The organism is Ramlibacter cellulosilyticus (genome assembly GCF_014297465.1).
Classification (GTDB): Bacteria; Pseudomonadota; Gammaproteobacteria; order Burkholderiales; family Burkholderiaceae_C; genus Ramlibacter; species Ramlibacter cellulosilyticus.
Window position 1 is genome coordinate 471,819 of record NZ_JACORT010000001.1, and the last position, 12,759, is coordinate 484,577.

Below are 12,759 nucleotides of genomic sequence, written 5' to 3' on the forward strand. Positions count from 1 at the left end.
AGCATCCCGCCCGCCCGCGAAATGGCGCTATCCTGCGGCCGTGACGTCCCCGCGGCCGTTCAAGATCCCCCTCTCCGTCCTGGTCGTGATCCACACGCCCGCCCTGGACGTGCTCCTGATCAACCGGGCCGACACCCCAGGCACCTGGCAATCCGTGACCGGTTCGAAGGACAGCGAGGACGAGTCTTTCGAGGAGACCGCCATCCGCGAGGTGCGCGAGGAGACCGGCATCGACGCGACCATCGGCACGCTCACCGACTGGAACCTCGAGAACGTCTACGCCATCTATCCGCACTACCTGCACCGGTACGCGCCCGGGGTGTGGCGCAACCGCGAGCATGTGTTCGGCCTCTGCGTTCCGCCCGGCACGCCGGTGGCGCTCAACCCGCGCGAACACACCGCTTACCAGTGGTTGCCGTACCGGCAGGCGGCGGACACCTGCTTCTCCGCCTCCAACGCCGAAGCGATCCTGATGCTGCCAGAATTCATCGCATGACGGTGCTGCGGATCGCGACCTACAACATCCACAAGGGCGTGCAGGGGCTCGGGCCGGTGCGCCGGCTGGAGATCCACAACCTCGGCCACGCCGTGGAGCAGCTCGATGCGGACATCGTCTGCCTGCAGGAAGTGCGCAAGCTGCACCGGCGCGAGGAGCTGTACTTCAAGCGCTGGCCGGAACTGCCGCAGGCGGAGTTCCTCTGCCCGGAGGGCTACTACGCCGTCTACCAGACGAACGCGAAGACCAAGCATGGCGAGCACGGCAACGCGCTGCTTTCGCGCTGGCCGGTGGTGTCGCAAGGCCACGAGGACATGTCCGACCACCGCTGGGAGCAGCGCGGGCTGCTGCACGTGCAGGTCGAGGTGGGCCGGCGCCAGGTCCACGTCATCGTGCTGCACCTCGGGCTCATCGCCTCCAGCCGCTTGCGGCAGGTCGAGCAGCTGGGGCGCTACATCGAACGCGAGATCCCGCGCAAGGCGCCGCTCGTGGTCGCGGGCGACCTGAACGACTGGGGCGGGAAGCTGCGGCCGCTGATGAACAAGCTCGGCATGCAGGACTTCATCGGCGAGCGCGTGATGACCTATCCGTCGCGCCTGCCGCTCGCGCAGCTGGATTTCGTCTACGCGCGCGGCATGAAGCCGAGCGGCCTCGAGATCCCGCGCGGCCGCATCTGGTGGCGCATGTCGGACCACCTGCCGCTGATCGCGGAGTTCAAACTCTAGGCGCGCCCATGGCCCACGCGGTCCCCCCCTTGCGCGCCGGCCACCACCTGCAGCTGCTGGAGGGAAGCCGGGCCTTCTTCCCCGCGCTGGTCGCCGCCATCGACGGCGCCGCGCGCGAGGTGCTGCTGGAGACCTACATCTTCGACGCCACCGGCAGCGGCGCGGAGATCGCGTACGCGCTGGAGCGCGCGGGCCGGCGCGGCGTGACGGTGCGGCTCGTGATGGACGGCTTCGGCACGCCGGAGGTGCCGCCGTTCTGGCAGATGCGCTTCGATGCGGCGCGCGTGCAGTGGGCGCTGTACCAGCGCACCGGCGCCTTCGGTCTCCTGTGGCCCGGGCAATGGCGGCGCCTGCACCGCAAGCTGTGCGTGGTCGACGGCACCGTGGGCTTCTGCGGCGGCATCAACGTGCTCGACGACTTCCACGATCCCAACCACGGCCCGCTCACCTCTCCCCGCTTCGACTTCTCGCTGCGCGTCGAAGGGCCGCTCGTGCAGCAGATGCTCGACACCATGCAGCGGCAGTGGGCGCGCATCGAGGCGATGGGCCAGCTGAAGCGCGCACAGCTGACGGGCGCGCTGGGGCTCTGGCGCGCCGGCTACCACGCGCCCGCCCGGCCGGCGCCCGCGCGCCAGGACGCGCGCAACGCGCGCGCGGCGCTATTGCTGCGCGACAACCTGCGCAACCGCGCGGCGATCGAGCGCGCGTACCTGCGCGCCATCGGCCGCGCGCGCAGCGAGATCATCATCGCCAACGCCTACTTCGTGCCGGGTGGCCGCATGCGGCGCGCGCTGGTGAGCGCGGCGCGGCGCGGCGTGCACGTCAGCCTGCTGCTGCAGGGGCGCTACGAGTACTTCATGCAGTACTACGCGGCACGGCCCGTGTTCGGCGCCTTGCTGCGCGCCGGCATCCACATCCACGAGTACGCGCCCAGCTTCCTGCATGCCAAGGTGGCGGTGATCGACGGACGCTGGGCCACCGTCGGTTCGTCGAACCTGGACCCGCTCAGCCTGCTGCTCGCGCGGGAAGCGAACGTGGTGGTGGAGGACGAAGGCTTCGCGCGGCGCCTGCGCGACCGCCTGGTGCACGCGATGGTCCACGAAGGCCACCGCATGGACCCGGGCGTGTACGAGCAGCGTTCCGTGGGGCAGCGCGTGAAGGAGCGGCTCGCGCTCGTGGTGATGCGCGTGCTGCTCATGATCCAGGGAAAGAAGTACCTGTGAGCGACCTGGTGGTGCAACGTCCCGAGGGTCTCTACTGCCCGCCCGGCGACTTCTACATCGATCCGTGGCGCCCGGTGCCGCGCGCGGTGATCACGCACGCGCACTCGGACCACGCGCGCTACGGCAACGGCCACTACCTGGCCGCCGCGCCGGCCGAGGGCGTGCTGCGCGCGCGCCTCGGCGAGATCGCGCTGCAGACGCTGCCCTACGGCGAGCGCATCGCGCACCACGGCGTCACGGTGTCGCTGCATCCGGCGGGCCACGTGCTCGGTTCCGCCCAGGTGCGGCTGGAGCACGGCGGCCGGGTGTGGGTGGCGAGCGGCGACTACAAGGTCGCGCCCGATCCCACCTGCACGCCCTTCGAGGCGGTGCGCTGCGACGTGTTCATCACCGAATCCACCTTCGGCCTGCCGATCTACCGCTGGTGCCCGGACGACGAAGTCTTCGCGGAGGTCAATGCATGGTGGGCGCGCAATGCCGCACACGCGCGGGCGAGCGTCCTTTGCTGCTACAGCTTCGGCAAGGCGCAGCGCGTGCTGGCGGGAGTCGATCCTTCGATCGGCCCCATCATCGTCCACGGGGCAGTGCGTCCCTTGAACGAGGCTTACCGGGCGGAAGGCGTGCCGCTGCCCGACACGCGCATGGTGACGGAGGTGACGGACAAGGCGGACCTGCGCCGCTGCCTGGTGGTCTGCCCGCCCGGCGCCGCGGCCAGCCCCTGGCTGCGGCGCTTCGGCGACGCGCAGACCGCCTTCGCCAGCGGCTGGATGCAGGTGCGCGGCAATCGCCGGCGCGGCGGCTACGACCGCGGCTTCGTGCTCTCCGACCACGCGGACTGGCCCGGGCTGCTGCAGGCCATCGATGCGACGGGCGCGGAGCGCATCATCGTCACGCACGGCAGTTCCGGCGCCATGGTGCGCTACCTCGGCGAGCGCGGCCTGCGCGCCGAGTCGTTCCAGACCGAGTACGGCGACGACGTCGTCGAGGCCGACCTGCAGCCCGCGTCGGAGGCCGGCGCATGACCTATCTCTGGATCAAGTGGCTGCACGTCCTGGGTTCGGCCATCCTGTTCGGCACCGGCCTGGGCATCGCCTTCTTCGCCTGGTTCGGCTACCGCCGCGGCATGCAGGAGGGCGACATCGGCCTGATCCGCGGCGTGCTGCGCCTGACGGTCACCGCCGACACCTTGTTCACGGCGACGGCGGCGGTGCTGCAACCGGTCACGGGCTGGTTCCTGTGGCGCATGACGGGCGGTCAGTGGCCGGACCCCTGGCTGGCCTGGGTCCTGGGCCTGTACGTTTTCGTCGGCGCGTGCTGGCTCCCCGTCGTGTGGCTGCAGGTCCGCCTGCGCGATGCCGCGGTGCAGGCCGAAACCGTCGGCCGGCTCGACGCGCGCTTCCACCGCACCTTCCAGCTCTGGTTCGTCCTCGGCTGGCCCGCCTTCCTCGGGGTGATGGGCCTGTTCGGGCTCATGCTCACCCGCGGCTACTTCCGCTGACATGCGACGCTTCGCCAGGCTGTTCAGCGAACTCGATGCCACGACGTCCACCAACGAGAAGGTGGAGGCGCTCACGCGCTATTTCGACGAGGCGCCCGCCCGGGATGCCGCCTGGGCCGTGTACTTCCTCGCGGGCGGCAAGCCACGGCAGGTGGTGAAGACCGGCTCGCTCGTGGGCCTCGCGTGCCACATGGCGGGCATCGCGTACTGGCTGTTCGACGAGTGCTACCAGTCCGTCGGCGACCTCGCGGAGACGATCTCGCTGGTGCTGCCGCGCGGCGACGAACCGTCGGACGTGGGGCTCGCCGAGTGGGTGGAGGACCGCCTGCTGCCCTTGCGCGGCATGCCGGACGAGGAGGTCGCGACGCGCGTCGCGGGCTACCTGCAGGAGCTGGATGCGCTCGGTCGCTTCCTGCTCGTGAAGCTCGTGGGCGGCGGCTTTCGCGTGGGCGTGAGCAAGCTGCTGGTGCAGCGCGCGCTCGCCACGCATGCGGGCATCGACGCGAAGCGTGTCGCCCAGCGCATGATGGGCTACACCGACGGCAAGGTCCTGCCTTCGCCGGAGCGCTACGAGCAGCTGGTCGCCAAGGCGGAGGAGGGCGTGCCGGAACAGCCGGACGCGGGGCAGCCTTACCCCTTCTTCCTCGCCCACCAGCTGGACCTGCCGCCCGAACTCTTCGCCGCGCGCCTCGGGTCGGTGGACGAGTGGATGGTGGAGTGGAAGTACGACGGCATCCGCGGCCAGGTGGTCAAGCGCGGTGGACGCGTGTGGATCTGGTCGCGCGGCGAGGAGCTCGTGACGGAGCGCTTTCCCGAGATCGAAGCGCTGGCGCAAGCATTGCCGGACGGCACGGTCGTCGACGGCGAGATCCTCGTGTGGAAGGAAGGCGCCGACCCGGAGACGGGGGAGATCGTCGACCGCCCCGCGCCCTTCGCGCTGCTGCAGCAACGCATAGGCCGCAAGAACCTCACGAAGAAGATCCTCGCCGACGCGCCCGTGAGCTTCATGGCGTACGACCTGCTGGAGCAGGACGGTGCCGACGTGCGCGGGCTCACGCAGAAGGAAAGGCGGGCACGGCTCGAAGCCTTGCTCGCCGGCACCCGCTTCAGGCTCTCGCCCGTGGAGGACGCCGCCTCGTGGCTGGAGTACGCACGCCGCCGCGAACGCTCGCGGGAGCTGGGAGTCGAGGGCTTCATGCTCAAGCGCCTCGACGCCGCCTACGGCACCGGCCGCACCAAGGCCGAGGGCCTGTGGTGGAAGTGGAAGATCGAACCCATGACGATCGACTGCGTGCTCGTGTACGCGCAGCCGGGGCATGGCCGCCGGTCCTCGGTCTACACCGACTACACCTTCGCGGTGTGGAACCGGGCGCCCGCGAGCAAGGAGGAAGCGGATGCGGTCGTCGACGCGATCGCCCGCAAGGAGCCGGCGCAGCCCGACGCGCTGCAGCTCGTGCCCTTCGCGAAGGCCTATTCCGGCCTCACCGACGAGGAGTTCCGCATGGTGGATGCGGTCATTCGCCGCAACACGGTGGAGAAGTTCGGGCCGGTGCGCAGCGTGAAGCCGAGCCTCGTGTTCGAACTGGGCTTCGAGGGCATCAACCGTTCCGGCCGTCACCGCAGCGGCATCGCCGTGCGTTTTCCACGCATGCTTCGCATCCGCTCCGACAAGCCGCTGCACGAGGCCAATACACTGCAGGACCTGGAGGCGCTCCTTGGTCCCTGACGCGTTGCGCATCGCGCTGCTGCTCCTGGTCGCCATGCCGGCCGCGGCGCAAGGCGTGTTCCGGTGCCAGGACGCTGCCGGCAAGGTGGCGTACCAGAGCCAGCCCTGTGCCGTGGGCAGCCGGGAATCGCAGCTGCGCCTGCGCAATGACGCACCCGAGGCTCCAACGCAGCCGCGCGTGAGCCAGTGGAAGGGCTTCACGCCGCCCAGGGTCGCGGCCATCACCTTCTACTACGACCCGGCGGAGGAGCCGGTCGGCTTCTCCAGCGAGCGCATGGAAGCCGACATCCGCGCGGCGATGGCCGCGTGGTCCGCGGGATGCGACGTGCGCCTCGCCTATGGCGGCCGCAGGCCGGCACGCCTGCCGGCGACGCCGGACCACGTGCCGATCCGCTGGGCGCCGGAATACATGCAGCTCGCGCACCCCGCCGACGGCCGCAGCGGCATCGCGGGCACGGGCAGCCTCACTTCCGGCATCGCGCTGAAGCCGCGCTTCCACGAGTCGAACATGCTCTCGGTCCTGGTCCACGAGATGGGCCACGTGCTCGGCCTGCCGCACAACCACGACGACCGCCAGTCGGTCATGAGCTACCTGCGCGACGACGCCCTGCGGCGCAACCCGCAGCCCTCGGCGGGCGACCTGCGGGACTGCAACGAGTCCATGAAGACCCTGTTCGGCATCGAGTACCGCGCGCCGGTCGACGCGCCGCCGCCGCGCGTCGGGCCGCGGATGACGGACGGGGAGGCCCTGGAACGGCTGAGGGGTTCGCGGCGTCCATGATGGCGTCTCCACCCCGGTGTTACAGTTGCCCATGCTGATGAAAGCCGATCCGTCCAGCCAGCTGACCCCGGCCACCCCCGAAGACGAGGGCGTCCCGGTGTCCGTCAAGATCCGAGAGCGCGTGCTCGCGGCGCGCAAGCGTTTCCACTCCAACGACAACATCGCCGAGTTCATCGAGCCCGGCGAGCTGGAGAAGCTGCTCGACGAGGTCGAGGAGAAGATGCAGGCGGTGCTGGACAGCATGGTCATCGACACGACCAACGACCACAACACCGCCGACACGGCGCGCCGCGTCGCCAAGATGTACCTGAACGAGGTCTTCCGCGGCCGCTACGTCAAGGCGCCGCCGATCACCGAGTTCCCGAACGCGGAGCACCTGAACGAGCTGATGATCGTCGGCCCGATCACCGTGCGCTCCGCGTGCAGCCACCACCTGTGCCCCGTGATCGGCAAGCTCTGGATCGGCGTGATGCCGAACGAGCACACCAACGTGATCGGCCTGTCGAAGTACGCGCGCCTGGCGGAATGGATCATGGGCCGCCCGCAGATCCAGGAAGAGGCGGTGGTGCAGCTCGCCGACCTGATCATGGAACGCACCCAGCCCGACGGCCTCGCCCTCGTGATGGAGGCGCGCCACTACTGCATGGCCTGGCGCGGCGTGAAGGACCTGGACAGCAAGATGATCAACTCGGTCATGCGCGGCGCGTTCCTGAAGGACGCCGCGCTGCGCCGCGAATTCCTCGCGCTGATCCCGCAGAAGGGATAAGGCACATGCTCGTCCGCCTCCTGTACTGCAGCCGTGCCGTGGACACCAGCCCGGAGGCGATCGAGTCCATCCTGACGACGTCCCGCCAGCACAATGCGCTGACGGGCATCACCGGCATCCTGTGCTACGGCGACGGCATCTTCCTGCAGTGCATCGAGGGCGGCCGCATGCAGGTGAGCGAGCTGTACGGCACGATCCAGGAGGACGCCCGCCACAAGGACGTCGCGCTGCTGCATTACGAAGAAATTTCCGAGCGGCGCTTCAGCGGCTGGAGCATGGGCCAGGTCAACGTGTCCAAGCTGAACCAGTCCATCCTCCTGAAGTACTCCGAGAAGCCGGAACTGGACCCGTACGCGGTCTCCGGCAAGGTCTCGCTGTCGCTGCTGGAAGACCTCGCGGCCACCGCCGCCATCTGCGGCCGCAGCTGACGTCTTCCCCTCCCGCGGCATGACGCTCCTGGTCGGCTGCGATTTCTCCAGCACGCCCACGCGGCGCAAGCCGATCGTGCTGGCGCTCGGCCAGGCCGCTGCGGGGCGCGTGCAGCTGCTGCGCCTGGAGAAGCTCCCCACCCTCGAGGCCTTCGGCGCCTGGCTGCGCGAGCCGCAGCCCTGGATCGGCGGCTTCGACGTGCCGTTCGGACTGCCGCGCGAACTGGTCGAGCACCTCGGCTGGCCCACCGAATGGCGCGAATGCATGCGGCACTACGCCAGCCTCACGCGGCCGCAGATCCGTGAGACTTTCGCGGCGTACACCGCTGCCCGCCCCGCCGGCTCAAAGTTCGCGCACCGCCGCTTCGACAAGCTGGCCGGCTCCAGCCCGTCGATGAAGTGGGTGAACCCGCCCGTCGCGTACATGCTGCACGCCGCCGTCCCCTTGCTGCTGGAAGCCGGCGTGCACCTGCCGGGTCTGCACGAAGGCGACCCGCGGCGGGTCGCGCTGGAGGCCTACCCGGGGCTGCTCGCGCGCGAACTGGTCGGCCGCCGCAGCTACAAGAGCGACGAGAAGGCGAAGCAGACCGCCGACCGCCTCATCGCGCGCAAGGACCTGATCACGGCGCTGGAGCAGGGCCGCACGCGGCTCGGGCTGCGCGTGAAGCTCACGCACGCGCAACGCGATGCGCTCGTGGAGGACGCCAGCGGCGACAGCCTCGACGCGGTGCTGTGCATGGTGCAGGCGGCGTGGGCCGCGCAGCACGGCGCGCCGCGCTACGGGCTGCCCGACGACCTCGATCCGCTGGAAGGCTGGATCGTCAGCGCGGAATGACCTGGCGCCTGCTCGCCGACGCGGTGCTCGTCCTGCACCTGCTCTTCGTGGCGTTCGCGATGCTCGGCGGGTTGCTCGCCTTGCACTGGCGCTGGATGCCTTGGCTGCACCTTCCGGCGCTGGCGTGGGGCGTGACGGTCGAATGGACCGGCGGGATCTGTCCGCTGACGCCGCTGGAAAACGCCTTGCGCATGGCCGGCGGGGCGGCGGGCTACCAGGGCGGGTTCGTCGAACACTACCTGCTGCCGCTGCTGTACCCGACGGGACTGACGCGTGGCGTGCAGTGGCTGCTCGGGGGCGGCTTGCTGCTCTTCAACGCGGTCGCCTACCTGCTCGTCTGGCGGCACATGCGCCGCCGCTGAGCTGCGTCGCGGCCGTTACGGCGGCCCCCGCCGCTGCCGCGTTTCGCTTAGCCTTGGCGTGCTCATCCCACGGAGACAAGCCATGGCCGGGAACGAAGACGCCATCCGCGACATGCTGCAGCGTTTCGCGCATGCGTTCACCACGGGCGACGGCGCGGGTGCCGCCGCTTGCTGGCAGGTGCCCGCGCTCGTCGTGAGCGCCGAAGGCAACCGCGCCGTCGCGTCGCTGGAGGAAGTGGGCGCGTTCTTCGGCGGCGCGCGCGCCCAGTACAACGCGCAAGGTGTCACCGGCACTCGCGTCGACGTGCAGCGGATCGCCTGGCACACGCCGGCGCTCGCGTCGGTCACGGTGCGCTGGCCCTACCTCGACGGCGAAGGGCGCGAGGTCGGCCGCTCGGAAGCCAGCTGCTACGTGGTGCACGTGGCAGGTGACGACGCGAAGATCAGCGTGGCCATCCTGCTGGGGGAAGCATGAAACCCGAAGTGCGCAAGGGACAGTGGGGCGGCCTGCACACGCGCGAGGAATTCCGCGCGCGCTTCCGGGCCCGCTTCTTCGATCCGGCCTTCCGTGCGGAGGACGAGGCGATCGCGCGGCTGGAGCAGATCGCGTGGGAGGGCTACACCCAGGGACGCAAGGCGCCGGTGACGCGCAAGGCCGGTGCCGAGTTCGCCGACCCCGGCTACGACCTGTCGATCGAATGGTACGAGGCGCGCAACCGCCTGCTGGCCGCGCAGCAGCGCTGGGAGGACCCCGCCACGCGCTCGCGCGTGCTGGTCATCTGCGCCTCCCCGCGCAACGACGGCACCTGTCCCGGCGAGATGTCGAAGACCTTCCGCCTGTCGCGCATCGCGGAGGAGACGCTGCGTGCGGCCGGCATGGAGGTGGACCTCCTCGACCTGAGCCAGCTCACCTCCGACTTCGACCGCCACATCCACCCGTGCAAGGCCTGCGTGTCGACGGCCATGCCGCTGTGCCACTGGCCGTGCAGCTGCTATCCCAACCACGCGACGAACCAGGTGAACGACTGGATGAACGAGATCTACGAACGCTGGGTCTCCGCGCACGGCGTGCTGCTCGTCACGCCCACGCACTGGTACTCCATGGCGAGCCCGCTCAAGCTGATGATGGACCGCATGGTGTGCGCCGACGGCGGCAACCCCGACCCGACCCGCACCGGCGGCAAGGATCCGGAGAAGGCCAAGGCGGTGGAGCTCGCGGGCTGGGACTATCCGCAGCACCTGGCCGGCCGCGCCTACGGCGTGATCGTGCACGGCGACGTGGCGGGCATCGAAGGCTCGCGCCGCAGCCTGTGCGACTGGCTCGACTGGATGGGGCTCATCGACGCGGGGCCCACCAGCCGCCTCGACCGCTTCATCGGCTACTACGAGCCTTATGCCACCAGCCACCAGGCGCTGGACCGCGACGAGGCCGTGCAGGACGAGGTGCGCAACGCGGCGCGCGCGCTGACGCAGGCCGTGGGCGAACTGCGCGAAGGGCGCCTCAGCGCGCCCGGCAAGGGCCTGCCGCGCCCGCGGGCGAAATAGCTACTGCGCCGTCCAGCCTCCGTCCACCGGAATGGCGGTGCCGGTCAGGTTGTGCGCCGCCGGCTCGCAGAGCCACACCACGACGCGCGCGATCTCCCGCGGCGCGAGGTGCGCAGGCTGGGCTGCTTTTCCCGCAGCAGGTCGCGCACCGCATCCTCGCGCGGCACCTGCAGCGCCTGCGCGCGCGCGTCGATCTGCGGCTGGATGATGGCCGTTTCCGTCCACCCCGGGCAGACGCAGTTGACGGTCACGCCGCCGCCCGCCCGCGAGCCGGCGCTCGCGTACTCCAGCGCGGCCACGCGGCTCATGCCGACCAGCCCGAACTTGGCCGCGACGTAGGGCGCCTTCTGCACGGAGGCCACGAGGCCGTGCGCGGAGGCGATGTTCACGACGCGGCCGAACCCGCGCTCGGCCATCCGGGGCAGCGCGAGCCGCATCGTGTCGAAGGCGGCGGAGAGGTTCACGGCGAGGATGGCGTCCCACTTCGCGCGCGGCATGCTGGCGAGCGGCGCCGTGTGCTGGATGCCCGCGTTGTTCACGAGGATGTCGACCGGGCCGTCCTGCAGCACGGACTGCATGAGCCTTTCCACCTCCGCGGCGTCGGCAAGGTCGTGCCCGAAGAACTGCACGTCCGGCGCCCCCGCTGCCCGCACCGCCGCCTGCGCCGCCTCGGCCTCCCCCGGGCGGGCCAGCCCGTGCAGCACGAGCGAGCAGCCCTGCGCCGCGAGCGCCTCCGCCACCGCCAGGCCGATGCCCTGCGTGGACCCGGTCACCAGGGCCCGGCGGCCCTCCAGCATCTTCCCGTTCATCGCGCTTGCTCCTTCAGCCGCTGCCGCAGCTCCGTCTTCAGCACCTTGCCGTAGTTGTTCTTCGGCAGGGATTCCACGAACTCGTAGCGCTTGGGCCGCTTGAAGCGCGCGATGTGCTGCAGGCACACGGCGTCCAGGTCGGCCGCCGTGACGTTGCGCCCCGGCTCGGCGACCACGAAGGCGACGATCACCTCGCCCCACTCGGGATCGGGCGCGCCGACCACCGAGACCTCCGCGACGCCGGGCGCGAGCAGGAGGGCCTCCTCGACCTCGCGCGGATAGATGTTCGAGCCGCCGCTGATCACGAGGTCCTTGCTGCGGTCCTTCAGCGTGAGGAAGCCGTCCGCATCCAGGCTGCCCATGTCGCCGGTGAAGAGCCAGCCGTCGCGGACGGCCGCCGCGGTCGCCGCCTCGTCGCGCCAGTAGCCTGCCATCACGGTGTCGCCGCGCACCAGCACCTCGCCCACTTCGCCGGCAGGCAGGTCGCGGCCCTCGGCGTCCGCAACGCGCACCTCCACCGGCGTCTGCGCCACGCCCACGGACGCGAGCCGCTGCGCATGCCGCGGATGCGACGTGTCCGCCAGGTGCGCGCGGGAGAGGGCCGTGGCCACCATCGGCGTCTCCCCCTGGCCGTAGATCTGCACGAAGCGCGGGCCCAGCACGCGCAGCGCGCGCCGGATGTCCTCCGCGTACATGGGCGCGCCGCCGTACACGATCGTCTTGAAGCCCTCGCCGTCCAGGCCGTGCGCCTGCGCGTGGTCGACCAGGCGCTTCACGATGGTCGGCGCGGCGAACATGCTCACGCGCCCGAGCGAGCGGGCCAGCGCGAAGATCTCCGCCGGGTCGAAGCCGCCCGACGCGGGCACGACGTGGCGCGCGCCCGCGATCACGTGGGGGATGGCGTACAGGCCCGCCCCGTGCGACATCGGCGGGCCGTAGACGATCGCGTCGCGCGCATCGACCGGGTCCACGTCGGCGAAGTAGGTGAGGCCCATGGTGAGCAGGTTGCGGTGCGTGAGCATCACCCCCTTGGGCTTGCCCGTCGTGCCGCTCGTGTAGAACAGCCAGGCCAGGTCCGCGGGAGCGCGATGCTGCAGGGGGAGCGCCTCGCCGCCGAAGAGCGCTTCGCACGCGGGCGTGTCCACGTCGATGCACCGTCCGGGCACCTGCAGGCCCGTGCCGATGTCGCCGGTGACGAAGGCCCAGCGGGCCTGGGCGTGGTCCGCGATCCATTGCGCCTCGCGCAGGTGCAGCTTGGCGTTCACCGGCACGACCGCGAGGCCCGCCCACCAGCAGCCGTAGATCGCTTCCAGGTACGCGGGATGGTTGCGCATGAACAGCAGCACGCGGTCGCCCGGGGCGAGGCCCTGCGCACGCAGCGTGGCGGCCAGGCGCGCCGCGCGTTGCGCAAGTTCGCCGTAGGTACGGCACAGGCGCGTGCCTTCGTAGAGCGCCGGGCGCTGCGGGTCGCACAGCGCGATGCGGCGCAGCGTGTTCGCCAGGTTCATCCTCGTCTCCGGAAAGGCGCCACGATAGCGAGGGCGGCCGGGCCCTCCAAGAGCGTA

The 12,759-nt window shown here is 70.7% G+C and carries 14 protein-coding genes and 1 pseudogene; 13 read left to right on the top strand and 2 right to left on the bottom strand.

The window, feature by feature from the left end; all coding sequences use genetic code 11:
- Positions 1-40: 40 nt before the first annotated feature.
- From nudB to H8N03_RS02320, 13 genes are all read left to right on the top strand, one after another.
- Positions 41-496 carry a dihydroneopterin triphosphate diphosphatase gene (gene nudB / locus H8N03_RS02260; protein WP_187074495.1) on the top strand — a complete coding sequence of 152 codons (456 nt, stop codon included), beginning with the start codon at positions 41-43 and terminating at the stop codon, positions 494-496.
- On the top strand, positions 493-1,221 hold the full coding sequence (locus tag H8N03_RS02265) for an endonuclease/exonuclease/phosphatase family protein (protein WP_187074496.1): 729 nt from the start codon (positions 493-495) through the stop codon (positions 1,219-1,221). The genes nudB and H8N03_RS02265 overlap by 4 nt, the downstream gene beginning before the upstream one ends.
- A gap of 8 nt (positions 1,222-1,229) precedes the next feature.
- On the top strand, positions 1,230-2,444 hold the full coding sequence (gene clsB / locus H8N03_RS02270; RefSeq protein ID WP_187074497.1) for a cardiolipin synthase ClsB: 1,215 nt from the start codon (positions 1,230-1,232) through the stop codon (positions 2,442-2,444).
- On the top strand, positions 2,441-3,466 hold the full coding sequence (locus H8N03_RS02275) for a ligase-associated DNA damage response exonuclease (protein ID WP_187074498.1): 1,026 nt from the start codon (positions 2,441-2,443) through the stop codon (positions 3,464-3,466). The genes clsB and H8N03_RS02275 overlap by 4 nt, the downstream gene beginning before the upstream one ends.
- Positions 3,463-3,942 carry a DUF2269 family protein gene (locus tag H8N03_RS02280; RefSeq protein ID WP_187074499.1) on the top strand — a complete coding sequence of 160 codons (480 nt, stop codon included), beginning with the start codon at positions 3,463-3,465 and terminating at the stop codon, positions 3,940-3,942. Before H8N03_RS02275 ends, H8N03_RS02280 begins: the two co-directional genes overlap by 4 nt.
- A gap of 1 nt (position 3,943) precedes the next feature.
- Entirely contained in the window at positions 3,944-5,668 is a 1,725-nt protein-coding gene (locus tag H8N03_RS02285; RefSeq protein ID WP_187074500.1) for an ATP-dependent DNA ligase, read from the top strand.
- Complete coding sequence (locus H8N03_RS02290; RefSeq protein WP_187074501.1) at positions 5,658-6,449, top strand: DUF4124 domain-containing protein; 792 nt, start codon at positions 5,658-5,660, stop codon at positions 6,447-6,449. Before H8N03_RS02285 ends, H8N03_RS02290 begins: the two co-directional genes overlap by 11 nt.
- Positions 6,450-6,480: 31 nt before the next feature.
- Complete coding sequence (folE, locus tag H8N03_RS02295; RefSeq protein WP_435531646.1) at positions 6,481-7,215, top strand: GTP cyclohydrolase I; 735 nt, start codon at positions 6,481-6,483, stop codon at positions 7,213-7,215.
- A gap of 5 nt (positions 7,216-7,220) precedes the next feature.
- Positions 7,221-7,643, top strand: a complete 423-nt coding sequence (locus H8N03_RS02300; RefSeq protein ID WP_187074502.1) for a BLUF domain-containing protein — start codon at positions 7,221-7,223, stop codon at positions 7,641-7,643.
- Between the two features lie 19 nt (positions 7,644-7,662).
- Positions 7,663-8,478: a DUF429 domain-containing protein gene (locus H8N03_RS02305; protein ID WP_187074503.1), complete on the top strand. Its 816-nt coding sequence runs from the start codon at positions 7,663-7,665 to the stop codon at positions 8,476-8,478.
- A complete protein-coding gene (locus H8N03_RS02310; RefSeq protein WP_187074504.1) occupies positions 8,475-8,840 on the top strand; it encodes a DUF2784 domain-containing protein in 366 nt (121 codons plus the stop codon). The genes H8N03_RS02305 and H8N03_RS02310 overlap by 4 nt, the downstream gene beginning before the upstream one ends.
- An 82-nt stretch (positions 8,841-8,922) precedes the next feature.
- On the top strand, positions 8,923-9,315 hold the full coding sequence (locus H8N03_RS02315) for a DUF6841 family protein (RefSeq protein ID WP_187074505.1): 393 nt from the start codon (positions 8,923-8,925) through the stop codon (positions 9,313-9,315).
- On the top strand, positions 9,312-10,385 hold the full coding sequence (locus tag H8N03_RS02320; protein WP_187074506.1) for a flavodoxin family protein: 1,074 nt from the start codon (positions 9,312-9,314) through the stop codon (positions 10,383-10,385). The genes H8N03_RS02315 and H8N03_RS02320 overlap by 4 nt, the downstream gene beginning before the upstream one ends.
- On the opposite strand, the pseudogene H8N03_RS02325 reads toward H8N03_RS02320, so the two are convergent.
- Positions 10,386-11,182, bottom strand: a pseudogene (locus tag H8N03_RS02325) (3-hydroxybutyrate dehydrogenase).
- Between the two features lie 8 nt (positions 11,183-11,190).
- Positions 11,191-12,702, bottom strand: a complete 1,512-nt coding sequence (locus H8N03_RS02330; protein WP_187074507.1) for a class I adenylate-forming enzyme family protein — start codon at positions 12,700-12,702, stop codon at positions 11,191-11,193.
- Positions 12,703-12,759 lie beyond the last annotated feature (57 nt).

Excerpts from the sequence above, each read along its gene's own strand:
- H8N03_RS02265 (WP_187074496.1), top strand. The coding sequence starts at position 493 with ATGACGGTGCTGCGGATCGCGACCTACAACATCCACAAGGGCGTGCAG.
- clsB (WP_187074497.1), top strand. The coding sequence starts at position 1,230 with ATGGCCCACGCGGTCCCCCCCTTGCGCGCCGGCCACCACCTGCAGCTG.
- H8N03_RS02280 (WP_187074499.1), top strand. The coding sequence starts at position 3,463 with ATGACCTATCTCTGGATCAAGTGGCTGCACGTCCTGGGTTCGGCCATC.
- H8N03_RS02285 (WP_187074500.1), top strand. The coding sequence starts at position 3,944 with ATGCGACGCTTCGCCAGGCTGTTCAGCGAACTCGATGCCACGACGTCC.
- folE (WP_435531646.1), top strand. The coding sequence starts at position 6,481 with ATGCTGATGAAAGCCGATCCGTCCAGCCAGCTGACCCCGGCCACCCCC.
- H8N03_RS02300 (WP_187074502.1), top strand. The coding sequence starts at position 7,221 with ATGCTCGTCCGCCTCCTGTACTGCAGCCGTGCCGTGGACACCAGCCCG.
- H8N03_RS02305 (WP_187074503.1), top strand. The coding sequence starts at position 7,663 with ATGACGCTCCTGGTCGGCTGCGATTTCTCCAGCACGCCCACGCGGCGC.
- H8N03_RS02310 (WP_187074504.1), top strand. The coding sequence starts at position 8,475 with ATGACCTGGCGCCTGCTCGCCGACGCGGTGCTCGTCCTGCACCTGCTC.
- H8N03_RS02315 (WP_187074505.1), top strand. The coding sequence starts at position 8,923 with ATGGCCGGGAACGAAGACGCCATCCGCGACATGCTGCAGCGTTTCGCG.
- H8N03_RS02320 (WP_187074506.1), top strand. The coding sequence starts at position 9,312 with ATGAAACCCGAAGTGCGCAAGGGACAGTGGGGCGGCCTGCACACGCGC.
- H8N03_RS02330 (WP_187074507.1), bottom strand. The coding sequence starts at position 12,702 with ATGAACCTGGCGAACACGCTGCGCCGCATCGCGCTGTGCGACCCGCAG.